Source organism: Corynebacterium sp. HMSC068G04, assembly GCF_001814885.1.
GTDB classification, from domain to species: Bacteria; Actinomycetota; Actinomycetes; order Mycobacteriales; family Mycobacteriaceae; genus Corynebacterium; species Corynebacterium hiratae.
Window position 1 is genome coordinate 132,448 of record NZ_KV818301.1, and the last position, 23,974, is coordinate 156,421.

Genomic DNA, 23,974 nt, shown 5'->3' on the forward strand with positions numbered 1-23,974 from the left:
CCATGACGTCACTAGGAAACTTCGTTCTCGAGGTCCACACCGCGCTTTTCGACGGCCACGATATCTCCGTCCTGGACAAGCACTTCGCCGACAACTTCGTGGAGCACTCTCCCCTCATCGCTAATGATGCAGAAGGTCTCAAGAAGTTTGTCACGGATCTGGGCGAGGGTCTGAAGTACACCAACGCCCGGGTGATTGCCGACGAAGCCAACGGCCTCGTCGCTTTGCATGGTCGCTTCGACGGCATCGAGGATGAGCCGTTCGTTGGTTTCGATATCTACCGCGTCGAGGGCGACAAGATTGTCGAGCACTGGGACAACCTCGTTCCCCTTGCGGAACCGAACGCAAGCGGCCGCACGCAGCTCGATGGCGCTACCGAGATCGGTGATGAGAGCCTCACCGAGCAGAACCGAGAGTTCGTCATCGAGTTCTTCACCCGCTCGCTCATCGGCGCTGATTACTCCGGCTTCATCGACAACACCCGTGATGATCAGTTTGCCCAGCACTCCCCTGATATCGCCGATGGCGCTCAGAACTGTGTCGATTTCCTCACCAAGCTGCAGGAGGATGGCGAAGGTCTAGAGTATGAGCGCATCCACCGCACGGTTGCACAAGGACAGTTCGTTCTGACCCATTCCGAAGGCAGCATCGCTGGTGCGCGCCATTCCTATTGCGAGCTGTGGCGCGTCGAGGACGGCAAGCTCGTCGAAATGTGGGATGCCATTTCTGAGGTCCCGTCCGATGACGAGGCGCTTCATAAGCACGGCATCTTCTAGGCCGTAGCCTCAGTTGCAAACCTAGGCAGCATGCCGAAAGGCTGGGCCGCTCCTTGATATGGGGAGCAGCCCAGCCTTTTCGTGTTTTCGGCATGGTCTAGTTCCAGGGCCGGGCTACAACTGCCCGTTCTGCCAAAACCAACGCTCCTGACTCAGGATCTGGCCCGAACTTTGGCAACTAGGCGAGTTCGTCGCGTCTAAAAGTGCCGCATCTAAAGCCGGCCCTAAGCCCAGCCTGCCGGCACCAACCCGAGGATGGAAATGATCGAGTAGATGAAGGCCAAGACATAAACCACGATGATGGTGCCCTGAATTACCGGGTGTGCGAGTCCGCCCACGTTCCAACCCGGGTCGCGGTCGCCCTTCTTACGGGAGGCGTGCAGCAGCATCACCGGGATGACGGACATGATGGCGCCTGCGAAGCCACCGGCATAGGACAATGCCGCAACGAAACCGCCGAGGCCAGCAATGGAAATCACCAATGGCGGAACAACCGTCAGCGCCACTGCCACGATGCGCTGTCCCTTCACGCCTTCCCAGTGGAAGATGTCGAGGACGTTGCGCATGGTGGTAAAACCAATCGCCAAGAACGACGTCAGCATGGCCGCCAGCGCAAAGATATTGGCCAAGTAGTAGGCCACCGGCCCCAGTGCCTCACCCCAGGCAATGGTCACCACCTCGGTGACCTCCATGCCAAGCAGACCAAGGGCGGCAAAAGGAACCAACGCCAAGGTAAAGCCCGTCACCACCATGCCGAGCACAATTGCCTGCGCGGTCTGCTGTGGCTTGGCTGGGGCCATGCCCTGCACCAGTTCCGGAACCACGTACTGCGCTAGGAAGGAGAAAACCGCGAGGTTCAGAATCGGGACGATGAAGAAGGGATGAAGAACCAGCAGGTTCTCAGCCTTGATACCCGGTCCCAGGATTGTCCATCCACACAGCACCGCGATAATGATCGCCATACCGGCAGTGATGGCTCCCTCAGCTGCACCCGTGGTGTGCAGGCCGCGGTACATCACCCACGAACCGAAGCCGAAGAAGATCAACGTGCCAAGAAGCGGCGGCAACCCGAAGATGTTGTTGATCAAGTCACCCGAACCAGCGGCATAGGCAATGAGCGCGCCGATACCGTTGACGATGATGGCCACGAAAACCAACCAGCGGCCCCACTGCCCCAGGTAATGCTCCGCCAATCCGGAAACCTGCAGCGGCGCCTTGGTGCGCATGGCTGTCTCCGCCACGTACAGCATGGAAATGGTCGTGAGGGTACCTGCTATCAGCAGAGCAATAACGAGTGCGAGGAACCCTCCGTTGCGGGCGGCATAAGGAATAGAGAGGACTCCAGCACCGATGTTGGTGCCGAAGATAAGGGCGATGCCCTGCACGAAGGACAGCGCGGGTTTGAACTCCGCCGTGGACTCATCCTTCTGCGACACAGAAATGTTGTTGGACAAAAACTTCTCCGATAACTAAGGACTAATAAAACAGGAGCTCACCCGGAAAGAACCGGGTGAGCGAAAGAGTGAGCTACTTGTACTCGTTGAACTGCTTGACGACGACCTGCAGCGCCTCACGCCACAAGTCTTCCGGGATGGCCAGGGAGGGCAGGAAGCGGATGACGTTGTGGTCGAGGCCGCAGGTGAGGATGAGCACGCCCTCAGCCTTGGCGGCGTTGGCAATCTTGTGCACCAGCTCGGAATCCGGTTCACCCTCAGCGGTGACGAATTCGAGGGCGAGCATGGCGCCGCGGCCGCGGAACTCTGCTACGCGCTCATCGCCCAGGATGGGCTCCAGCTCCTCGCGGGCAATCTTCTCCAGGTTCTGGGCACGTGCACCGAAGTCCTTCTCCTCGAACTCCTTGAAGGTTGCCAGCGCAGCAGCACAAGCCACCGGGTTACCCGTGTAGGTACCGCCCAGGCCGCCCGGCTGCGGAGCATCCATGATCTCCGCACGGCCGGTCACTGCGGACAGCGGCATGCCGGAGGCAATGCCCTTCGCAATGGTCACCATGTCCGGAACGATTCCCTCATGGTCGGAGGCGAACCAGGTGCCGGTGCGCATCATGCCTGCCTGGATCTCGTCGACGATGAAGACCACGTCGTTGTCGTTGCACCACTTCTGGATTGCTGTGAGGTAGCCCTCGGCAGGGACGACGAAACCGCCCTCGCCCTGGATCGGCTCAGCGACAACGCAGGCCAGGTTGGCTGCGCCGACTTCCTGCTCAATCATGGTGATGGTCTTCTTGGCAGCCTCGGCGCCGCTCAGGCCGTCACGCAGCGGGTAGGACATCGGGGCGCGGTAGATCTCCGGCGCGAAGGGACCGAAGCCATTCTTGTAGGGCGACTGCTTGGCGGTCATCGCCATGGTCAGGTTGGTGCGTCCATGGAAGGCGCGGTCCATGACGACAACGCCGCGCTTGCCGGTGTAGTTGCGGGCAATCTTCACGGCATTCTCAACAGCCTCCGCGCCGGAGTTGAACAGCGCAGTCTTTTTCGGGTGATCACCCGGGGTGACCTCGTTGAGTTTTTCTGCCACGGCCACGTAGGACTCGTACGGGGAAATGGTGAAGGAGGTGTGGGTGAAGTGTGCAACAGCTTCCTGCACCGCGGCCACGACGGCCGGGTTAGAAGCACCAGCGGAGGTCACGGCGATGCCGGAGGCAAGGTCGATGAAGCGGTTGCCGTCGGCATCGGCAAGAATGCCGCCATCCGCGTCCACCACGTAGCCCGGAAGCGAGGGCGCCATGCCCGCGGGGAGGGCATTCTTGCGACGCTCATCCAGGGCGGCGCTCTTCGGACCCGGGACCTGCTGGCCCAGGTGGCGGGACTGCTCAATGTGGTACTGAAGTTCCTGCATGGTCTTCCTTTTGTGTTGGGATGAATAGGATGCCACTTAGTGTGGCCCCTACCACCCTTGCGACACTATCGACAGGGTGTATAAATTTTGAGCCCACAACTGTGTAGCCTGTCCACCATGAGTGAGATTTCCTTCCGCTGGCTCACCAACCAGCACTCGCTGAACCTGCGCCCGCTCGTTGAGGGCAAACCCGGGTTCAGCACCATCCATGCTTCAGAGCTCGCGGACCCCACCGAGTTCACTTCCCCCGGCGCGCTCATGCTCACTCTGGGGCTCGTTTTCCGCGACGACCCGGAAGGCTTCGAGCACTATGCCGCTGCTCTCGCCGCAGCCGGGGTACACGGCATTGGTTTCGGTACCGGACTCGCCTTCGCCGAGGTACCACCCGTACTGACCCGTGCTTGTTCCCAGCACCACCTCACCCTTTTTGAGATTCCGCGCGCCACCCGCTTCGTGTCCATCACTACTGCGGTAGCCCAGGAACAGGCCCGCCTCGAAAACAATGCGCACTTCACCTTCCACCGCCAACAAGAGCGCCTCAATCACGCAGCTGTGTCGGGCATCCAAGCGCTCATCGATGAGGCGAGCAATCAACTCAGCGCCGCTGTAGCGGTAGCTAGTTCCTCCGGAGCGGTGCTCAGCCAGAGAGATGCGGAGCAGCTCAGCGCAGCCAGCGCCGCGGTGGAGGCCGCGGAGCAGACGGGGCGGGGCACGGGGACGTCGACAAGCACAGGTGCCACCATCACCAGCACCTTCGGCTCCGCGGGCCGGCGTTGGGCCGTCGCCGCCAGGCGCACGGAGAAGTTCGATTCTTATTCGCGCGCGCTCATCCGGCATCTTTCGGGTCTAGCCAGCCTGCTGCTTGATCACCCCGATGGCAATAACCACGCTATTCTCGGGGCGCTAGCGCTTGATGCCCAGCTCGCCGGCGTTGACTCCCCCGCCCTGCACGCGGCCTTTCACTTGATTGATAGCCACGATCTCGTGGATGTTCTCTATGTCACGGCTTCGACCCCGTCGCGCCTCGCGCGCACAGTGAGTGAGATCGGCAAGACCGAGCCGCACAGCTTCGTCCGCCCGGAACAGGATTCTGCACTTCTCATGCTTCCTCCGGGAACCGCAACCTCACACCTGTTCAAGAAACAGTCGCGCTACCTTCGCGTCTCCGCCCTTCGGGGTGTTGCGTGGCAGGAGCTGAACCCAGCACTGCTGTCTTCTCTTCAAAGCCATGCGCGCAGCCTGCCCCTTGGCACCGTAGCAGCCTTTGATTCTGCTGCGCCTACCTGGCTGGCGGAACCCGGCGTCTCGGAGGCCCTCGGCGCCCGGCGCGCGGCCACGGTCAGCCGCTTGGCCGCCCACGACGTGCAGCGCAACACCGAGCTGCTCGCTACCTTGCGCGCCTTCCTCGTGGGCAACGCCAACTTGGCCACCGCTGCGGCGGAGCTGGGCGTTCACCGCCACACGGTGCGCGCCCGGCTAGACAAGGTAGAAAACCTCTGCGGGGTGGACCTGAGCAATCCCGTCACCCGTGCGGAACTCCTCTTACTCAGCATCGACTCTTAGGGCTTCAGTCCGTAACACTCACTCCGAGAATCAGTAGCTCCGCCGCCACGAGCGGGTCCTTGAGGTCCACCTCGAGGAGATCCTCCAAGTCCGCGATGCGCTTGCGCACGGTGTGCCGGTGTGATTGAAGCTCCTCAGCGGTTCGGCTCACGTGCCCGCCCGCACGCAGGTAGACCTCCAGGGTTTCCGCCAACTCGGTGCCGTGCTCCGCGTCGTGAGCGCGCACCTTGCCCCAGGTTTCTTCGGCCCGGTTGTGCACCGCGCCCTTGACCCTGGGATCCCTAGTCCAGCTCAACGTCCGCGATTCTGGCCCCGCCAACATCCCGGGCTGAAGCCCGAAAGCGAAGGACTCTAGTTCGCGGACAATGCCCACGCCCAGCTCGGCCCACGGCATGGGCTGGCCCACGACGATGCGCTTGCTACCGCGGATATCGCGCAACAAGTCCTGCAGGTTCTTCATTGTGCGGCTTCCTCTGAAAAGCAGGAGGCTAGAGGATTTATCCAGCGTGTATTCGAAAAGCAAGCGCCCGTGATCCTGCAGGCGGGCGTCCAAGGCGTGGAGGAAGCGCTGGTGGGCGCGCTCGCCCTCCGATTTCACCAAGACCGGACGCACGCGGCCCTGCGCATCACCCACGAGCCGGAAGATGCGGCGCATGGGATCCTCCGGCTGGTCCATACCCAACTGAATGGCCATCGCCATGGAGTTGAGTTCGTTTTGGGTGCGCCGTAATTCCTGCGGGCGCTTCACGGTAAGCTCCGCCAGGCCGGCGGCCTGCTTGAGCAGCGCGCGCTCGTTCACACCGAAACTCTCACGCGCCACCGCCAGCAGCCCGAAGGAGCGCGCACCGTGATCGGCCAAGCGCTGGGCCAAGACATTCCACCCGCCCACGCGGCGCGCGGCATAGAAATTCTGGGCGCGGGTATCCGTGATTACCGGGCCCCACTCCACCGGCGGGAGCCCGGGGTGGCTCGACTGCGCGAAAACCCGCCCATCCTTATCCACTAGGCAGGTATGCGCGCCCAGCAGGCGGCTGGTTTTATCCACGAGGGCGTCGAGGCCGGACACGGCGGCGTCGTTGAGCGCGCCCTGCTGAGCAATGAAGAGCTCCAAGCCTTCCTCCCGCTGGCGCTGCAACTCGTCGTGCAAACGCGCGAGCACCGAGACGAAAGGCACGCGCCGCGCCACCGTGAAGAGTGAAATATCGCAGCCCCGGGCGGCCTCCACCATGCCGGGTGGGACCTCAGCGAAGGCTAAACCAACGCCGAAGCCCACCCCCGTCACTCCCCCCTCTGCCACCCTGCGAACGTACTCCACTAGCTGATCGGGTTGCCCCTCAAAGGCCATACCAGTGAGCAGGATGACGGCCCCCGAGCCCACAAACTCGCGGGGATCGCGCAGTTCACAGGGGTGCATAACGGAAAACGGCCGCCCACAATCGTGCAGCACGTCAATCCCCAGATCGGGTTGGCTAGCCAACCATCTGAGAGAAACGTTTCCCTCTTCCAGCCCGGCAGCTACCCCCTTATCCAATGTGGACAATTTCTAACCATTCTTTCACCAGATTGTCTATGGCCCTTCTGAAGTCTAGCCGCCAGAATGACCCACGTCATAAAAAATTCCGAGTATTAAGGAGCAGACAGCATGCAGGATCTCAAGCACCGCCTCCCCCAGGAGCGGAATGTCTCCACCGCAATCCCTGGCCCCCACAGCCAGGAGCTGAATGCCACCCGTGAAGCAGACGTCGCCGCTGGCGTCATCCCGGGCTACCCCTCCTACATCACCGACGGTGACGGTGGCGTGCTTGTCGACGTCGACGGCAACACCATCGTCGACTTCGCATCCGGCATCGCCGTGACCTCCGTCGGCGCTTCCAACCAGCGCGTTGCCAAGGCCGTCGCCGAGGCCGCCAGCCACCTCACCCACACCTGCTTCCTCAACGCTCCGTACCAGGGCTTCATTGATGTCTGCAAGAAGCTCAACGAGCTGACCCCGGGCACCCACGAGAAGAAGACCTGCCTCTTCTCCACCGGTGCTGAGGCAGTGGAGAACGCCATCAAAATCGCTCGCCGCTACACCGGCAAGAACCGCGTCGTGGTCTTCGACGGCGCCTTCCACGGCCGCACCAACCTCACCATGACCATGACCGCCAAGAACAAGCCCTACAAGCAGGGCTTTGGCACCCTGGCCGCTGATATCTACCGCGCGCCGATGTCCTACCCGCTGCGCGACGGCCTCGACGGCAAGCAGGCTGCAGCGCGCACCCTGCGCTACATCGAGCAGTACGTCGGCACCGAGGAGCTGGCTGCCGTCATCATCGAGCCGGTGCAGGGCGAGGGCGGCTTCGTCGAGCCGGCCAAGGGCTTCCTCCCGGCACTGCAGGAATGGTGCACCGACAACGGCGTCGTCTTCATCGCCGATGAGATCCAGGCCGGCATCTGCCGCACTGGTTCCTGGTTCGCCTGCGATGACGAGGGCATCATCCCGGACCTCATCACCACCGCCAAGGGCGTGGGCGGCGGCATGCCACTGTCCGCTGTGACCGGCCGCGCCGAGATCATGGATGCCCCGGACCCGGGTTCCCTGGGCGGCACCTACGCCGGTAACCCGGTGGCCTGTGCTGCTTCCCTGGCAGCCTTCGAGGAGATGGAGGAGCTGGACCTGGCTTCCCGCGCCCGCGAGATCGAGGCCATCATCCGCGAGGAGCTGGAGCCGCTGCTTGAGCTCACCACCGTCGCCGAGGTCCGCGGCCGCGGCGCCATGATCGCCATCGAGCTGGTCGACGACAACAACCAGCCGAACGCTGACCTCACCGCCAAGGTGGCCAAGACCTGCCGCGAGCAGGGCGTGCTCATCCTCACCTGCGGCCTCGACGGCAACGTCATCCGCCTCCTGCCGCCGCTGGTCATCAACGAGTCCACCCTGCGCGACGGCCTCCAGGTCCTGGCCGAAGCCATCCGCGCAAACTAATCCGAACCACCACCGTCTTAAAGGAGACACATCACCATGAAGATCTACGATTGCATCATCCTCGGCACCGGCTACGGCGGACTGGGCATGGGTGCCCAGCTGGTCCGCGACGAGCAGAAGGACTTCCTCATCCTCGAGGCTGCCGATGAGGTCGGCGGCGTCTGGCGCGACAACACCTACCCGGGTGCTGCCTGCGATACTCAGGCTCTGATCTACTGCTACTCCTACTTCCTCAACCTCGGCGTCTCCCGCATGTTCGCCGGTCAAGACGAGATGCAGGGCTACCTCAAGGCTCTCGCCGAGGAGTTCAACCTCTACGATCACATCAAGTTCAACCACCGCATCACCAACGCCGAGTGGAAGGAAGACCTCAAGGCGTGGGAGATCGAGGCTAACGGCGAGACCTACTACGGCCGCGTCTTCGTTGGCGCGTGGGGCCAGCTCTCCAAGCCGAAGATCCCGAACTTCCCGAACCGCGAGGCTTTCCAGGGCGTGCAGTTCCACTCCGCTGAGTGGAACCACGACGTTGACCTAGCCGGCAAGAAGGTTGCTGTCATCGGCAACGCTGCTTCTGCAGTTCAGCTGGTTCCGGAGGTCGCCGAGGTCGCGGAGAAGCTCTCCGTGTTCCAGCGCTCCGCTAACTACATCCTGCCGCGCAACCAGGTCATCTTCACCGAGGAAGAGCTCAAGGAGTTCAAGGAAAACCCGGATTCCTACCGCGCTATCCGCCAGGAGATCCACGAGGTTCGCGAGGAAGGCTTCGACCGCACCCGCAAGGGCACCGATTCCGCTGCCGAGGGTGTCGAGCAGGCCATGGAGCATCTGCGCTCCCAGGTCAACGACCCGGAGCTGGTGGAGAAGCTCACCCCGAACTTCGCCTTCGGCTGCAAGCGCATCCTGCGCTCCGATAACTTCTACCCCACCTTCAACCGTGACAACGTAGAGCTCATCACCGCTGGCATCGAGAAGTTCACCGAGACCGGCATCCGCACCGACGACGGTGCCGAGCACGACTTCGACGTCGTCATCTACGCCACCGGCTTCTACTCCCAGGAGTTCCAGGGTGATCTGCCGATTGCTGGCCGCGACGGCATCGACCTGCGCGAGCGCTGGGGCAACTCCCCGGAGGCGTACCTGGGCATGACCGTGGACGGCTTCCCGAACTTCTTCATGCTCTACGGCCCGAACACCAACCTCAACCACCACTCCGTGGTGGCCATGCTCGAGGCACAGGACCGCTACATCTCCCAGGCCGTTGCGTACCTGCGCGAGAACCCGGAGGCAGCCCTGGATGTGAAGAAGAACGTCATCGACGAGTTCAACACCCGCATCCAGAAGGAACTCGAGGAATCTGCGTTCTCCGCTGACTGCTCCTCCTGGTACAAGAACGAAGAAGGCCGCGTCATCAACAACTGGTCCGGCAACGTTGCTGAGTACTACGAGCTGACCGACAAGCTCGAGCTCAATGACTACGAGCTGGTCTAGGAGGTAGTTCACAATGCACACTCTGCACGACGAATTTTCCGGGCGTCCCGTCACTGAGGATGCGTGGAAGGCGCTGAAACCTTTCCGCGATGGTGGGGCGAAGTCCTTCCATAACTTCCCCATCCCGCAGGTGCGTGAGAACTACGTAGCCTCGGCCCACGCCAACCCGCTCCACGAGGAGAAGGAACCCGCGACCACGGATTTCCAGGTCGAGGACTTCCAGGTTCGCCTCTACGACCCCCGCCCGGAGGCGGAGCGCGGCCAGGAGACCCCAGCGGTGCTCTACATGCACGGCGGCGGCTGGCTCATGGGCAACCTAGAGACCCACCACTCCTCGGTACGCCGTATCGCGGTGCTGACTGGTCTCCCGGTCGTTGCGGTGGACTATCGCCTTGCCCCGGAGCACACCTACCCGGCTGCTATCGACGATTGCCGCGCTGCCTACCGCTGGTTGTCCGACTCCTCGGCTGAGCATGGCCTGACCGTGACCTCCATCGCGGTGGCTGGCGACTCGGCCGGTGGCCAGCTCGCCGCCGTGATGGCGAACGAGTTCGTGGGTGAGGAGGGCGTCGCCAAGCTCAGCTCCCAGATCCTGCTCTACCCGATCACGGATTGCTCCCGCGAGCGAACCGAGAACGGTGCCTCCTACAAGCGCCTGGAAGAGGGCTTCCCGCTGGCCTCTGACACCATGCGCTGGTTCATCGATACCTTCGTTACGGAGGAATCGCAGCGCACGGCGAAGGATCTCTCCCCGCTGCTGCACGAGCTGCCGGAGGGCCTGCCCCCGTCACTCGTTATCACGGTGGATAACGATCCGCTGGCGGACGAGGGCATCGAGTATGCCGGGAAGCTGGCCAAGGCAGGCGTCGACGTCACGCACAAGCACCTTCTGGGCTACCACCACGGGCTGTTTACCTCTGCTGCGGTCATTGACCGCGGCGAGGAGGAGCTCGCTGGTATCGCCGAGTTCATCAAGGCGGCAGCGAACTAAAAGCTTCCGCTCCATCACGCACGGGGCAGGCACCTTTCCCAGGCCGCCTGCCCCGTTTGCATAAGTAAATATTTCTGTCCACCTAAAGTTAGGTTCACCATGCTTAAACGCTCATTCGGCATCGCGATGGCATTCATCGGCGTGCTCGCGGGTGCCTCTTTCGCTTCGGGCCGCGAGGCCCTCCAGTATTTCGTTGCTTTCGGCAACATGGGCGTCGTCGGCGCCATCGTAACGGCACTGGCCATGACCATCTCCGGCATCACCATTCTCCAATTAGGTTCTTATCACCGCGCCAAAGAGCACACCTCCGTGTTCAACGCGGTGTCCACCCCCATTGTGTCGAAGATCCTCGATATCGCCACGCTGACCTGTCTGTTCTGCATCGGCTTCGCCATGTTTGCCGGTGCCGGCGCCAACCTCAACCAGCAATGGGGCTGGCCAGTGTGGATCGGCGCCGTCCTCATGCTCGTCCTCACCCTGCTGACTGGTCTGCTCGACGTGGACAAGGTGACCATCGCCATTGGCGCCATTACCCCGTTCATCATCGTCTTGCTGACCATCGGCACGGTCTACACCGTGCTCACCTCCAACCCAGATTGGTCACACCTCAATGAGCAGGCGCAGCAGCTTCCTACGACGCTGCCCAACTGGTGGGTTTCCGCCATCAATAACCTGGGACTGAACGTCATCGTGGTGGTCTCCATGATGATCGTCATCGGCGGCAACTTCCTCGACGCCAAGGAGGTGGGCTACGGCGGCATTCTCGGCGGCGCATGCTTCCTCTTCCTGCTGGCGGTCCTGGTCGGCGGTCTCTACGTCTCCGTAGGCCCGATCACCGAGGCCGAGATGCCAACGCTGGCCATGATTGAGCAGATTCACCCGGCGCTCGGTATCGCCATGTCCGTCGCCATCTACGGCATGATTTATAACACCGCGATTGGCATGTTCTATGCCTTTGCCAAGCGCCTCACCCGCGGCAAGCCGCAGAACTTCTACAAGGTCTATGTCATCTCCGTGCTCATCGGCTTCGTGCTTTCCTTCATCGGCTTCTCCAACCTCATCGGCTGGGTCTACCCGATTCTTGGATACATGGGCATTGCCATCATGTTCATCATCGGCTTCGCATGGTTGAAGAACCGCAAGGACCTGCAATCTGAGGCCGACCTGCGCCGCCGCGCGCGTGAGCTACTCAAGAAGCGCTTTGAGAATGACAACCACCTCTCCGATGAGGAGGCTCGTGAGCTAGTGGCCATCGCTCGCAACTCCTCCATCCCGGAATCTGACTTCATCAAGGAGATCATGACCGAGGTTGATTCCGAGGACATTCCGGAAGAGCTGCAGATCGGTGACGGCAAGCTCCACGCGCTGATCACCGGCAAGCCCATCCCGCGCAGCAAGAAGAAGGTGTAGTTCTCTCCACTCCCCCTCTCACTCTCTACTCTCACACCTTCTCCGTGCCCCCGCATCCAGCCGCCTAGCGCTGCATGCGGGGGCGCAGCGCTTTCCACAGCGCCCACAAAACCAGATCCGCATCGGAGAACCGGATCCGTTCCTCCAGAGCTTCCAGCCGGTGCCGGACCGTATTGGCGTGCACGCCCACGGCCTTCGCGGCCCGGGCCACGGAGAAGCTTTCAGCTTCATAGGCGCGAAAGATCTCTTCGCCATCCTTAATCCCCTCAATCGCGCGGTCGAGCTCCCCCACTGCGTCCTCCAAGCCGCGCTGGCCCAGGTAGGCCGCTGCCTTCTCGATGGCACTGCAGTGAGCAAACTCCAGGCTCTGCAGGTGCAAGGAATGCGTGCGTTCTACCACCACGGCGGCAAGCAGGGCCTGGAGCCACGCTGCCGGGCCTTCCTCAACGGTATCGAAGGGATCAGAAAGCCCGACGGAGCCGAAGAGCACGTCCGCGATCTTCCCCTCCGCTCCCGAATGGGTAGTCAACACGCAGGTGCGGCCGGACACATAGCCCAGCACCAGCGGCACGCCCGCATCCTGGGCCAAGGCGAAGGCCTTGTCGCGCACATCGCTGCGGTAGGAATCCTTGACGGAATCGGAGACAAGGAGCCGCATCTTGGCATGCTCCGAAAAGCCCCGCCTGCGCAACGTGGTGGCCACTTCTTCCCTATTCGAATTCTCATCGCACAACGCCACCATCAGCGCGCTCGATTCGGCGACGTGGTTGCGCTGGATGTTTCTCTGCGCCATCAGGGAAGCGGTGAGCAGCTCCTCCAGCGCCGCGAAAGCGGGGTCATCGAAGTCTGCATCCTGACTGGTTTGCCGCCCGCGGATCAGCCAGTAGCCGTGGTCGAAAGAGGGGCTTTCGCCAGCAATGTCGAGCCACCGTGCAAAGACCTTCCAACGCCCCACGTGCATGGTCGTGGTGCTGTGGTTTATCACCACCGACAGGGAACGCGCGATACTCCGCGCGGGCAGCTCGCCGGCGGCGGCAATAACCCGGCCGTCAACGGTCAACAGCAGCAGGGAATCCCCGCTGAACCTGGCAAAGCGCGCAAGGATCTCGGATTCCGGCGCTGGGTTGACTAACCCGGGGCTTAATTGCCCGATGGTGCTGAGCTTGCGCCAGGATGCCAGGTTGGGTTGGCGCCGCAAAAGCTCATCCACCGCGCGCCGGATATCTTGGCGCGTGATCCCGTCGGTGCCGTACAGGACGGCGCCGGTTCCCTCCACCGAGTCCAGGACTTCCTGCTCATCGAACTCGGAGTCGAGGAAGATGACCCCGGCGGCGTCGACCAGCCGGCGCTGGATAGCGCGCGGGTTTCCCTCCGGCCGGGGAAGGACTAGCCAGTCCGCCACATCCCCATCGCCCTCGGCGCACAGCCCCACAAAATTCTCATCCTCGAGCGCCCTGCTCAAGCGGCGCAGCCGCGGCTCCATCACGACGAGATCGGCGATCCGGAGCACCGGATTATCTTGTGACGCCACTTATCCCTCCGGAAAATAGTGTCCTATCTTACTTTTCTCCGGCTAATTCTAGTATGCCCCAACCTGCTTGTTTGGAGTTTCCTCCACCTTCTTCACTCTCAATTCACCGTTTCTCCATTGCTCCCCTCCTCGTGCCATATGAAGATCCCTCTCAACCGAATTCACCATCTTTTGAAAGAGAGGTCCACACCATGACGGAGACCAAGCCTTTTCGCGTATCCGTTGACGTCGGCGGAACGTTCACCGACGTCGCGATTGTTAACACCGAGACCCACGAGTTGTCGGTAGCCAAGGTTCCCTCCACCCCGGATGACCCGATGAAGGCGGTGATGAACGGCCTCAAGTCGGCCGACGTCCAGCTCAACCAGGTCGAGGTGTTCTCCCACGGCACCACAGTGGCCACGAATGCGTTGATCCAGCGCCGCTTCCCGCCGGCAGCGCTCATCACCACGAAGGGCTTCCGCGATGTGTTGGAGATCCGTGACGGCACCAAGGATGAGCTCTGGGATGCCTACCACGACGTTCCGGAGCCCTATATCCGCCGCCGCGACCGCTACGAGGTCGAAGAGCGCATCGACTTCGACGGCGCAGAGGTCACCCCGCTCGATGAGGCAGAGGCACGCCGCATCGCCGGGATCCTGCGCCGCAAGAAGATTGAGACCGTCGCGGTCTGCTTCATCAACTCCCATGCCAACGCCTCCCACGAGGAGCGCATGGCGGAGATCCTACGCGAGGAACTTCCCGACGCCACCGTCTCCACCTCCTCCGAAATCCTCCCGGAGATCTTCGAGCACGACCGCTTCTCCACGACCGTCGCCAATGCGGTCCTGGCCCCGCTCGTCTCCGGCTACGTCAACCGCCTGTCCCGCCAGCTGGAGGAAGGCGGCTACGACGGAGACCTGCTCCTTCTCCACTCCGGCGGCGGTTCCATGACCCCGGAGATGGTGACCCGCTACCCGGTCCGCCTGGCTGCCTCCGGCATTGCGGCCGGCGCCATCGCGGTGCAAGACATCGCCACCCGCTGTGGCTACTCCAACGCGATTGGCCTGGAAATGGGCGGTACCTCCACCGATATCGCGCTGGTCTACGAAGGTGACATCCGCATCACCAAGCAGTGGCAGGTCGAATACGGCTTCCCCATCTGCTTCCCGTCCATCGAGGTCGGCACCATCGGCGCTGGCGGCGGCTCGCTGGCCTGGATCGATGAGGCAGGTTCCCTGCGCAACGGCCCGCAGTCCGCGGGCGCGGATCCGGGACCGGTCTGCTACGAGCGCGGCGGCACCGATGCCACCAACACCGATGCCAACGTCACCCTCGGCCGCCTCGGCACCGAGCTCATCGGCGGTGCACTGAAGCTGAACCCGGATGCCGCGCGCGAGGCCGTCAACAAGACGGTTGCAGAGCCGCTCAACCTTGAGCTCGAAGCCGCAGCCGAGAACATCATCCAGGTGGCCAACGCCAACATGGCCGATGCGGTTCGCCTGCTGTCCATCCGCCGTGGCTACGACCCGCGTGACTTCGTCCTCGTCGTCGGCGGCGGCGCCGGCGCCCTGCACGGCGCTGAGGTCGCCCGCGATCTGTCCATCCCCACCGTCGTGGTCCCGCCGCACCCAGGCGTGACCTCCGCCCAGGGCTGCTTGCTCGTGGACATCCGACACGACATCACCAAGATGTACCAAGCACCGGTGGACGAGGTGGACACCACCGAACTGCGCAAGGAATTCCAGGCGCTGATCTCCGAGGCCCGCGAGCGCCTGGAGAAGGAGCACGTCCCAGAGGAGCGCATGAAGTTCAAGCTGACCGCGTCCATGCGCTACCGCGGCCAGTGGCGTTCCCTGACAGTGGAAATCCCCGAGTCCGATAACCCGCTCGATGATGCCGTCGCCATGTTCCACGATGAGCACGAGCGCGAGTACTCCTTCGCCGACCGCGACGGCGCGGTGGAGTTCTACCAGATTGGCCTCATCGCCATCGGCGAGCTCGAGAACCCGCCCTTCAAGCACTACGAGGTCGAAGAGCACGAGGCAGAGCTCCCGGAGACCACCCGCCCCGTCTACTTCTCCGCGCACGGCGGCTGGGCCGATGTCCCGATTTATCACCGCCCCGACCTGAAGGCCGGCGCCAAGCTCAACGGCCCGGCCATCATCGACCAGTTCGATGCCACCACCGTCATTCCGCCTGGAGACCGTGCAGAAATTGATGAGTGGTCCAACATCCGTATCCACATCGGCAAGGCCACCAACGCCTAAGACCCTCGCCTTCAGACTCTCCTTTGAAAGGAATCGACATGACTACGACTCACACACAGCCACAGAAACCCTCGCCGTCTTCTTCCGGCCGCCGCACGCTCGACCCGGTGACCTTCGAGGTTCTCAAGAACGCCTTTGCCACCTCGGTCAACCTCATGTCCGAGCAGATTCTGCGCACCTGCTACTCCTTCGTCATTTACTCGCGTGACTTCTCCTCCGCGCTGTGTGACGCCGAGGGCAACACCGTGATGCAGGGAAACCAGGACATCGCCGTACACGTCGGCACCCTGCACTTCCAGTGCCAAGCCGTGCTCAAGGAATTCGGCGATGACATCCACGAAGGTGACGTCTTCGCCATCAACGACCCCTACCAGGGCGGCACGCACATGAATGACGTGTCCTTCCTGCGCCCCATCTTCCACGAGGGCACCCTACTGGCCTTCGCACAGAACAAGGGCCACTGGGCCGATGCCGGCGGCTCCGTCCCGGGCTCCTTCGACGTCTCCGCGACCGACTACTACACCGAGGGCCTGCGCATCACCCCGGTGCGCGTGTGGTCCAAGGGCGTGTTCCTCAAGGACGTCGCCAAGCTTTTGGCTGGCAACACCCGCAGCCCCGAGATCGTCATGGGTGACCTCAAGGCCCAGGCCGAGGCCACCGCGGTCTGTGAGCGCGAAATCCACCGCCTCGTGGACAAGTACTCCTTCGACACCGTGCGCACCGCGCTGCGGGAGGTCCAGGACTACGTGGAAGACATCGTCACCTCCCGTGTGGCCGCGCTTGACGACGGCGAGTGGTCCACCATCGACTACATCGACCTCGACCCGGCCAAGGAAGAGGGCCTCGTTCCCATCAAGGTAACGATGCGCATCAAGGGCGGACGCCTCTCCTACTCGCTGGACGGTTCCGCGCCGGCGGTGGCCAGCTTCCTCAACGCGGGCTATGGCTCCGCGTTCTCCGGAATCGTCGCCGGCACCAAGACCTTCTTCCCCGACGTGCCGCTTAACTCCGGCCTCTACCGCGCCATGGACATCGACCTAGGCCCGGAGGGAACCGTGGTCAACGCCGGAATGCCGCACGCGGTGACCGGCTTCTGTTCCGGCCCCTTCGAGAAGATCATGAACGCGGTCTTCGAACTGTGGTCCCAACTCATGCATGAGCGCGCCATGGCCTGTGCCTTCAACCTGGAGTACCTGCTCATCGGTGGTTGGGATACGCGTGACGCGAAGAAACCAGAGGACAAGGGCGAGTTCTTCATGTGGTACGACTGGATGGCTGGCGGCTGGGGCGGCCGCGTCGACCGCGATGGCTCCTCCGCCACCGCGCCGGTCTTCGGCCCGGGCCTGGCGGTCCAGCCGGTCGAAGGCCAGGAGCGTCTCTCCCCCGTTATCACCAGCCACCACGCCCTGGTGACTGACTCGGCGGGCCCCGGCAAGTTCCGCGGCGGTGTGGGTGTAACCAAGGGCGGTGTGCTCACGGACGCGAACAAGACCGTCATGAGCTACTGCTGTGACCGCTCGCGTTCCGTGACCTGGGGCATCGAGGGTGGTCTGCCGTCCATCCCGCAGGGCGTGTGGCTCAACCGCGGCACCCCGGATGAGCAGTACCTCGGCGCGCTGTTCTCCAATGTTCCGGTCGGCCCGGGCGATACCTTCGAGCGCCCCTCCGCCGGTGGCGGCGGCTTCGGCGATGCCCTGGAGCGCGACCCGAAGGCCGTGCTGGAGGACGTCATCGATGGCTACGTCTCCGTGGGCCGTGCCGCCAAGGACTACGGCGTTGTCATCCGCCCCGTTGACCCGGAAATCGACGAGTACGAGCTCGACGAGGAGGAAACCGCGAAGCTGCGTGAGGAGCTGCGCTCTACCCGCCTGGACAAGCTGGCGGAGTCCCCGGAGTCCGTGGCTGAGCGCTACAACGCCGGCGAGTTGGACCAGCTCGACCTGGTCCGCCACTACGGCGTCATCCTCGACTGGGCCACCGGAGAGCTCCTGCCCACCACCACCCAGCAGTACCGCGAGCAGATGGCCAAGCGTTCCTCTTCCCACTGGAAGTAGGTAGCGCCCCGGCTAGCCCCCTAAGCTAGGGGGCATGTCTCTCCTCGGCCCCGTACTCTCCCACCTCGCCAGCGGCACCCGTGTCCCCGACGAGTTGCGCGAGCAACTGGCGGCCGAGGAGCTTGGCGCGCTTCGGGCCGTTGAGGAAACCATGCGCGCCAACCACACGTGGCGGGTGATGTCGACGAAACTGCTCGACGTCTCCCAGATGCTCAACTCGGGCCGCGAATCCACCGACATCCTCCAGGCGATTGTGCGCCACGCGCGCTCCACCATCGGCACGGAGGTGGGCTACCTCAGCCTCAACGATGAGGACACCGGCTTTACCAAGGTGCTGGCCACCAGCGGTGTCGTAACTGAGGAATTCCGCACCATCAACATGCCGATGGGCTCCGGAATCCTCGGCATCGTGGCCGCCACTAACCGCCCGGCGTGGACCTATGACCATTCTGTGGATCCCAACGTCACGCACGTGGATTACGTGGACCGTGCGGTAGAAGCCGAAGGAATCCGCGGGATCCTCGGCGCCCCGATCCGCATTTCTGGGCGCACCATCGGCGCGCTTCTCGTGGGGGATCGCCACCCGCGTCACTACACGCACGAGGAGATCGCCGCGCTCGAGGTGCTCGGCTCTATTACCTCCGTGGCGCTGGAGAATGCCCAAGTCATTGAGAGTCAGGGCGAATCCGTGGCCGAATTGACCCGCTCCCAAATTGCGCTCAGCCGCCACGTGGACGAATTGCAGTGGCTCAATGACGTCAACACGCAGTTGCTCCACGTGCTGATGAACAATCCCAGCTTCGAAGAGCTCGAACGCGTGCTGGCTAAGAGCCTCGATGCGCCGGTCACGCTGTGGACAGCGGAGGATGCCCCGGACACTCCCCCAACCAGCACGTTCCCCGTGGAGTTTAACGGGCGGGCGCTGGGCACGATTGGTGTGGACAAGGAGCTCAGCGACGCCGAACTGCGCGTCATCAGCCACGCTTCTGCGGCCTTTACCGCGATTGCGCTCTTTGCCGAAGCGCTTGTCGACGCCACCGCGCGCAAAGTCGACGACCTCGTCTACGCCGTAGCACTAGGCAACGCCGGGCGCGAGGAGATCGCCCGCCTGCGCCACCTGACGGGGATTAGCCTGAACTCTTCGGCACAGCTGTACTTCGTAGGCCTGCACTCAGCCAAGAACCTGCCCACCCGCCCCCAGCTGGAGCACCTCCTGCCAGGTAACGCCGCCATTACGCACCACGACCAACACGTGTGCGTGCTGTACCAACCGGATCGGGATATCGATAAGGCGCTGGCCCCACTGCTGTCTGAATTCCCTGAGTTGACGGTCTCTGCCATCGGCTTCGGCGGCCTGAGCGAAGCGCGCAGCGCCCACGATTCCGCCATGGCCTACCTGGATTCAGCACTCGCTTTGGGCTTGCGCGGCCAGCTCGTCACCGAGGACTCCCTAGGCACGGTGGGTCTCATCCTGGGTGCGGACCCGCAGGCGCTGAACGCACTGTCCACGCGCACCATCGGCCCGCTGGTGCGCTACGACGAGGAGCACTCCACGGAGCTGACCGCTACCGCGCACCACTACTTGCTCTCCGGGCACAGCATTCCGCAGACCGCCCGCTCCATGTTCATCCACCCCAACACAGTGCGCCAACGCCTCGATCGGATCGCTGAGCTCATGGGTGAGGAGTGGGCCGTGGGCCAGCGCGGGCTCGATGTCTTCGTAGCGCTGCGCGCCCACGCCCTCAGCGGGTAGAGAATTCCCCATCCACATAACGGCCCGGTGTAGTTTTTCCCATACCGTTCCGGCCCTCCTTAACGCCCGGTGGCGTACATTGCGATGCATTAACCCCATCTCATGTCTGGAGGTATCTATGTCTGACACGATTACCATTCGCGGCGCCGTTCTGGAGCGCTCCGGCGACGAGCGCCCCTACGCCGATTCTCAGCCCATCACCGTAAGCGAGCTCGAGCTCAGCGCTCCCGGCGAGGGCGAGATCCTGGTCAAGATCACCGCCGCTGGCCTCTGCCACTCCGACCTCTCCGTGGTCAACAACAACCGCCCACGTCCGCTGCCGATGCTGCTGGGCCACGAGTCCGCCGGCATCGTCGAAGAGATCGGCCCGGGTGTTACCAACGTCAAGGTCGGCGACCACGTGGTCATGACCTTCCTCCCGCGCTGCGGCGAGTGCGCCGGCTGCAAGACCGACGGCAAGATGCCCTGTGAGGTCGGCTCCAAGACCAACAACGAGGGCACCCTCATCCGCGGCACCCGCCACCTCACCCGCAACGGTGAGACGATCCAGCACCACCTCGGTGTCTCCGGCTTCGCCACCCACGCCGTGGTCTCCGAGCTCTCCGTCGTACCGGTGGGCTCCGATGTCCCGGCCGATATCGCCGCCATCCTCGGCTGCGCCATCCTCACTGGTGGCGGCGCCGTGCTCAACGAGATCGATCCAAAGCCGGAGGACAGCATCGCCGTCGTCGGCCTCGGTGGCGTGGGCATGGCCGCCATCATTACCGCCGCTGCGCTCGGCGTGAAGGAGATCGTGGGCATCGACATGCAGAAGGATAAGTGCGAGAAGGCCATCGAAATCGGTGCCACCTCCGCGATGACCCCTCAGGAAGCTGAGGAGTCCGGCAAGAAGTTCACCGCTGTCGTAGAGGCCGCCGGCCATCCGAAGGCACTGGAAACCGCCTACAAGGTCACCGCACCGGGCGGCCTGACCGTCACCGTCGGCCTGCCGGCACCGGGCTCCACCATCACCATCGACCCGCTGGTGATGACTGCCGAGGCACGCCGCGTCCACGGCTGCTACCTGGGCTCCTCCGTCCCGTCGAAGGACATCCCGAAGTACGAGCAGCTGTGGCGCGAGGGCAAGCTCAACGCTGAGGCCCTCATCTCCGACCACATCAAGCTCGAGGACATCAACACCGCCATGGACCGCCTGTCCGACGGTGTAGCACTGCGCCAGATCATCGAGTTCGACTAACCAAGGTTCGACTAAACCTCAAGCACTAAACCTCAACGAACCTCTCACCTTTCCTCACCAAGCCCCGCGCGCTTCACGCCCGCCGGGCTTGGTCCCTTTTCTTTGAAAGGAGGCCGTCATGGCCGAAACCACCGAAGCCACCGAACCCGAAGACCAGGGCATCGGTCAAGCTTCACCCCACTGGAAGATGGGCCCCTTCGATGTTCGCCTCCCCTTCGTGCATTACCGCATGGAGTGGCCGGACTTCGCTCAAGGCTTGTTCATGTGTGTGGTGGACTTGGGCGCTATCCCCCTGATGACCGAGGCCCTCGGCATGCCCTACGAAGCGGCGCTGGCCGTCGTTATGCTCAACGGCCTGCTCTACCTCACCCACCACCTCTTGGGTGACCCGGTTGTCCCAGGCTGGATTACCCCGGCGATTCCGTTGCTGACGGTCTATATCCAGACCTTCCCGGAGGGTGAGGAGCGTATCTGGGCCTTGATCAGCTTCCAGCTGATGCTCGGCATATTCTCACTAACGCTGGGCATAACGGGATGGGCGTCAAAGGTCGTTCGCCTCATCCCATCAGGTCTGCGCGCCGGCATCGTTCTCGGCGCCGGTATTGCCGCCATCATCTCAGTGTTTAAGGAGGATGGACGTTTCCATTCCTTCCCTATCACCATCACGATTGCGGTAGCCGTAGCTTTCTTCCTCATGTATTCACGAGGTTTCCAAGCCCTGCGACAGAAGGCCGCCGGTTGGCGCTTCCTGGCTTCGCTAGGCATCCTGCCTGCTATCTTCGTCGCGGTCTTCGTCGCACCGCTGGCTGGCGAGGCTCCCTGGCCGGACGTGGAGTGGGGCTTTTCAAAACCTGACTTCATGACCTTGTGGTCTGAGTACACCGTCTTCGGTGTCGGTCTTCCGCCGGCGCACATGTTCCTCACCGCTATCCCCACGGTGTTGGCTGCGTACATCGTTGTTTTCGGTGACGTCCTGCAGGCTAACGCCGTTCTCAAGGAAGCCGACCACGTCCGCACGGACGAGGCCGTGGTCTACAGTCCGTCGCGCGCGCACCTGCTCTTCGGCGGCCGCAACATGCTGATGTCCATCATCGGCCCGGACATCGCCATGTGTGGCCCGCTGTGGGCGGCGATGCACGTGGTCATCGTTGAACGCTACAAGCAGGGCAAGCGCGCCATGCGCACCATCTTTGGCGGCGCGGGCTCTTTCCGTTGGGGTACCAACACAGGCCTCCTCCTGCTGCCGATTACCTCCTTCGTGGAGCCCATCCTGCCGGTGGGCTTGGCACTGACGCTCATCATTCAGGGCTTCGTGTCTGTACGCGTGGGCATCATGGAAGCCAAGAACCAGAAGGATCTGGGTATCGCAGGCGTTACCGCCGGCGTGCTGGCCACCCAGGGTGCCGCATGGGGATTCGCCGCCGGCATCATCATGGTTCTGGTCATCTACGGCAAGGACATGTTCAAGGACGAACGCGACGGCACCATCCGCAACTTCGATGAAATCGATCCGGAAGAGGGCTTCGCCGACGCCCAAGCGGACTTCACCGAGCTGGCTGAGCTCAACGATCTGGACGCTGAGGGACGCCCGATCGATCCGAACGCCCCGAAGCCGAAGGACACCAGAAGCTAGACACCCAGAAACTAAACAGCGCGACACAGTGCCTGTGAACAGGCCTGAGTGCAAGACAATGCTCGGGCCCCGAACACGGCGCCCGCACTGCTTAGCCTCTCCTCTTTAGATGGTCCCTTTACTCTGGTCTCTTAGCAGAGTAAAGGGACCATCTTTCTCTGGTTTTCAGCACACAGATGGTCCCTCATCCCAGATGAGGGACCAAAGTAGAGAGACCAAACGAATAAGACCATCTGCGCAGTAGCGCCCGTGCGGCGGCACCGGTACGACGCCACGTGGTTAGCTAAACGCCGCCTCCCCCGTCAGCACCCGCCCCAGAATCAGCGTGTGGATTTCATCGGTGCCCTCGTAGGTGCGCACTGATTCCAGGTTGGCGGCGTGGCGCAGCGGCGAGTAGTCCGCGGTGATACCGTTGCCGCCCAGGATGGTGCGGGCTTGGCGGCAAATGTCGATGGCAGTGCGGCAGTTGGCCAGCTTGCCCACCGAAATCTGGTAGGGCTCCAGCGTGCCCGCATCCTTGGCGCGGCCCAGGTTCAACGCCAGCAGCTGCCCCTTGTTCAGCTCCACCGCCATATCCACCAGCTTCTGCTGGGTGAGCTGGAAGGACGCCAGCGAGCGATCGAATTGCTTGCGCTCCTTGGCGTACTCCAGAGCCACCTCCAAAGAATCACGGGCAGCGCCCAAAGCGCCGAAGCTAATGCCGAAGCGAGCCTCGTTCAAACACATAAACGGCCCCTTGAGTCCCGGATGCTTGGGCAGCAGGGCGTCGGCGGGCAAAGTAACGCCTTCCAGTTCAATATCGCACTGGATAGAAGCGCGCATCGACAGCTTGCGGGTAATTGGCGTCGCCCTAAACCCCGGCGTGGACGTCGGCACGATGAACCCGCGCACGCCCGCCTCCACCCCGGCAGCCGCCGCGTCCTCCTCAGAAACCTTGGCCCAGATGATGGCCACCCCGGCCACACTCGCCAGGCCAATCCAGCGCTTCGCACCGTCCAGCACCCATTCACCGGAGCGGTAGCGCGCCACCGTCACCATGCTTGCCGGGTCCGAACCGGCGGTCGGCTCTGTCAAGCCGAAGCAGCCAATGACCTCACCGGCTGCCATCTTGGGAAGCCACTCCTGTTTCTGTTCCTCCGAACCATGCTTATAAATCGCCGACATCGCCAGCGAGCCCTGCACCGATACCACCGTGCGGATACCGGAGTCCCCTGCTTCCAGCTCCTGCATGGCGAGCCCATATTCCACCGCGGAACGTCCAGCGCAGCCATAGCCTTCCAGATGCATCCCGAACAGTCCGGCCTGCGCTAGCACCGGGAAGATGGAGTCCGGCAGCACCGCGTCCTCGTACCACTGCCCCACGTGCGGGCGGATGTGCTCATCCACCAGTGCGGCGACGCGGTCACGGGTAGCTTTTTCTTCTTCGCTCAGCAGAGCATCGATTCCCAGCAGATCTGTCATGGCGTTC

General features: G+C 62.9%; 16 protein-coding genes. 11 read left to right on the forward strand and 5 right to left on the reverse strand.

What is annotated here, in order from left to right:
* Positions 1 to 2 precede the first annotated feature (2 nt).
* Positions 3 to 776: a nuclear transport factor 2 family protein gene (locus tag HMPREF2993_RS03950; RefSeq protein WP_070701095.1), complete on the forward strand. Its 774-nt coding sequence runs from the start codon at positions 3 to 5 to the stop codon at positions 774 to 776.
* Between the two features lie 224 nt (positions 777 to 1,000).
* On the opposite strand, the gene HMPREF2993_RS03955 is transcribed toward HMPREF2993_RS03950, so the two are convergent.
* Positions 1,001 to 2,230 carry an aromatic amino acid transport family protein gene (locus tag HMPREF2993_RS03955; protein ID WP_070701097.1) on the reverse strand — a complete coding sequence of 410 codons (1,230 nt, stop codon included), beginning with the start codon at positions 2,228 to 2,230 and terminating at the stop codon, positions 1,001 to 1,003.
* A 73-nt stretch (positions 2,231 to 2,303) separates the two neighbouring features.
* The gene (gene gabT, locus HMPREF2993_RS03960) at positions 2,304 to 3,632 is read right to left on the reverse strand and encodes a 4-aminobutyrate--2-oxoglutarate transaminase (RefSeq protein WP_049156030.1); all 1,329 of its coding nucleotides are present in this window, start codon (positions 3,630 to 3,632) and stop codon (positions 2,304 to 2,306) included.
* Between the two features lie 117 nt (positions 3,633 to 3,749).
* On the opposite strand from gabT (HMPREF2993_RS03960), the gene HMPREF2993_RS03965 reads away from it, so the two are divergent.
* Positions 3,750 to 5,195, forward strand: coding sequence for a PucR family transcriptional regulator (locus HMPREF2993_RS03965; RefSeq protein WP_070701099.1), 1,446 nt, complete (start codon positions 3,750 to 3,752; stop codon positions 5,193 to 5,195).
* 4 nt (positions 5,196 to 5,199) lie between these two features.
* Here the strand turns inward: HMPREF2993_RS03965 and HMPREF2993_RS03970 are convergent, their stop codons facing one another.
* Positions 5,200 to 6,672, reverse strand: a complete 1,473-nt coding sequence (locus tag HMPREF2993_RS03970; protein WP_246819140.1) for a helix-turn-helix domain-containing protein — start codon at positions 6,670 to 6,672, stop codon at positions 5,200 to 5,202.
* A gap of 165 nt (positions 6,673 to 6,837) precedes the next feature.
* Between HMPREF2993_RS03970 and gabT (HMPREF2993_RS03975) the strand changes: the two genes are divergently transcribed.
* From gabT (HMPREF2993_RS03975) to HMPREF2993_RS03990, 4 genes are all read left to right on the forward strand, one after another.
* Positions 6,838 to 8,163 carry a 4-aminobutyrate--2-oxoglutarate transaminase gene (gabT, locus tag HMPREF2993_RS03975; protein WP_070701101.1) on the forward strand — a complete coding sequence of 442 codons (1,326 nt, stop codon included), beginning with the start codon at positions 6,838 to 6,840 and terminating at the stop codon, positions 8,161 to 8,163.
* A 36-nt stretch (positions 8,164 to 8,199) separates the two neighbouring features.
* Complete coding sequence (locus HMPREF2993_RS03980; protein WP_070680743.1) at positions 8,200 to 9,648, forward strand: flavin-containing monooxygenase; 1,449 nt, start codon at positions 8,200 to 8,202, stop codon at positions 9,646 to 9,648.
* A gap of 13 nt (positions 9,649 to 9,661) precedes the next feature.
* Positions 9,662 to 10,639 carry an alpha/beta hydrolase gene (locus HMPREF2993_RS03985; RefSeq protein ID WP_070701103.1) on the forward strand — a complete coding sequence of 326 codons (978 nt, stop codon included), beginning with the start codon at positions 9,662 to 9,664 and terminating at the stop codon, positions 10,637 to 10,639.
* 99 nt (positions 10,640 to 10,738) lie between these two features.
* Positions 10,739 to 12,049 (forward strand): YkvI family membrane protein, encoded by a 1,311-nt coding sequence (locus HMPREF2993_RS03990; protein WP_049156025.1) that lies wholly within the window; start codon positions 10,739 to 10,741, stop codon positions 12,047 to 12,049.
* Positions 12,050 to 12,113: 64 nt separating this feature from the next.
* Here HMPREF2993_RS03990 and HMPREF2993_RS03995 read toward each other — a convergent pair whose 3' ends face one another.
* Positions 12,114 to 13,580: a helix-turn-helix domain-containing protein gene (locus HMPREF2993_RS03995; protein WP_070701105.1), complete on the reverse strand. Its 1,467-nt coding sequence runs from the start codon at positions 13,578 to 13,580 to the stop codon at positions 12,114 to 12,116.
* Positions 13,581 to 13,771: 191 nt separating this feature from the next.
* On the opposite strand from HMPREF2993_RS03995, the gene HMPREF2993_RS04000 reads away from it, so the two are divergent.
* From HMPREF2993_RS04000 to HMPREF2993_RS04020, 5 genes are all read left to right on the forward strand, one after another.
* Positions 13,772 to 15,829: a hydantoinase/oxoprolinase family protein gene (locus HMPREF2993_RS04000; RefSeq protein ID WP_070701107.1), complete on the forward strand. Its 2,058-nt coding sequence runs from the start codon at positions 13,772 to 13,774 to the stop codon at positions 15,827 to 15,829.
* A 38-nt stretch (positions 15,830 to 15,867) separates the two neighbouring features.
* Positions 15,868 to 17,883, forward strand: coding sequence for a hydantoinase B/oxoprolinase family protein (locus HMPREF2993_RS04005; protein WP_070701109.1), 2,016 nt, complete (start codon positions 15,868 to 15,870; stop codon positions 17,881 to 17,883).
* Positions 17,884 to 17,917: 34 nt separating this feature from the next.
* Positions 17,918 to 19,636 (forward strand): helix-turn-helix domain-containing protein, encoded by a 1,719-nt coding sequence (locus tag HMPREF2993_RS04010; RefSeq protein ID WP_070517818.1) that lies wholly within the window; start codon positions 17,918 to 17,920, stop codon positions 19,634 to 19,636.
* 118 nt (positions 19,637 to 19,754) lie between these two features.
* Complete coding sequence (locus HMPREF2993_RS04015) at positions 19,755 to 20,873, forward strand: alcohol dehydrogenase catalytic domain-containing protein (protein WP_070517817.1); 1,119 nt, start codon at positions 19,755 to 19,757, stop codon at positions 20,871 to 20,873.
* 118 nt (positions 20,874 to 20,991) lie between these two features.
* Positions 20,992 to 22,506 (forward strand): permease family protein, encoded by a 1,515-nt coding sequence (locus tag HMPREF2993_RS04020; RefSeq protein ID WP_070701111.1) that lies wholly within the window; start codon positions 20,992 to 20,994, stop codon positions 22,504 to 22,506.
* A gap of 279 nt (positions 22,507 to 22,785) precedes the next feature.
* On the opposite strand, the gene HMPREF2993_RS04025 is transcribed toward HMPREF2993_RS04020, so the two are convergent.
* The gene (locus tag HMPREF2993_RS04025) at positions 22,786 to 23,967 is read right to left on the reverse strand and encodes an acyl-CoA dehydrogenase family protein (RefSeq protein ID WP_070701113.1); all 1,182 of its coding nucleotides are present in this window, start codon (positions 23,965 to 23,967) and stop codon (positions 22,786 to 22,788) included.
* Positions 23,968 to 23,974 lie beyond the last annotated feature (7 nt).

Coding starts and splice junctions, on each gene's coding strand:
- HMPREF2993_RS03985 (WP_070701103.1), top strand. CDS start 9,662: ATGCACACTCTGCACGACGAATTTTCCGGGCGTCCCGTCACTGAGGAT.
- HMPREF2993_RS03980 (WP_070680743.1), top strand. CDS start 8,200: ATGAAGATCTACGATTGCATCATCCTCGGCACCGGCTACGGCGGACTG.
- HMPREF2993_RS04015 (WP_070517817.1), top strand. CDS start 19,755: ATGTCTGACACGATTACCATTCGCGGCGCCGTTCTGGAGCGCTCCGGC.
- HMPREF2993_RS04025 (WP_070701113.1), bottom strand. CDS start 23,967: ATGACAGATCTGCTGGGAATCGATGCTCTGCTGAGCGAAGAAGAAAAA.
- gabT (WP_070701101.1), top strand. CDS start 6,838: ATGCAGGATCTCAAGCACCGCCTCCCCCAGGAGCGGAATGTCTCCACC.
- HMPREF2993_RS03990 (WP_049156025.1), top strand. CDS start 10,739: ATGCTTAAACGCTCATTCGGCATCGCGATGGCATTCATCGGCGTGCTC.
- gabT (WP_049156030.1), bottom strand. CDS start 3,632: ATGCAGGAACTTCAGTACCACATTGAGCAGTCCCGCCACCTGGGCCAG.
- HMPREF2993_RS04020 (WP_070701111.1), top strand. CDS start 20,992: ATGGCCGAAACCACCGAAGCCACCGAACCCGAAGACCAGGGCATCGGT.
- HMPREF2993_RS03965 (WP_070701099.1), top strand. CDS start 3,750: ATGAGTGAGATTTCCTTCCGCTGGCTCACCAACCAGCACTCGCTGAAC.
- HMPREF2993_RS03950 (WP_070701095.1), top strand. CDS start 3: ATGACGTCACTAGGAAACTTCGTTCTCGAGGTCCACACCGCGCTTTTC.
- HMPREF2993_RS04005 (WP_070701109.1), top strand. CDS start 15,868: ATGACTACGACTCACACACAGCCACAGAAACCCTCGCCGTCTTCTTCC.
- HMPREF2993_RS04000 (WP_070701107.1), top strand. CDS start 13,772: ATGACGGAGACCAAGCCTTTTCGCGTATCCGTTGACGTCGGCGGAACG.
- HMPREF2993_RS04010 (WP_070517818.1), top strand. CDS start 17,918: ATGTCTCTCCTCGGCCCCGTACTCTCCCACCTCGCCAGCGGCACCCGT.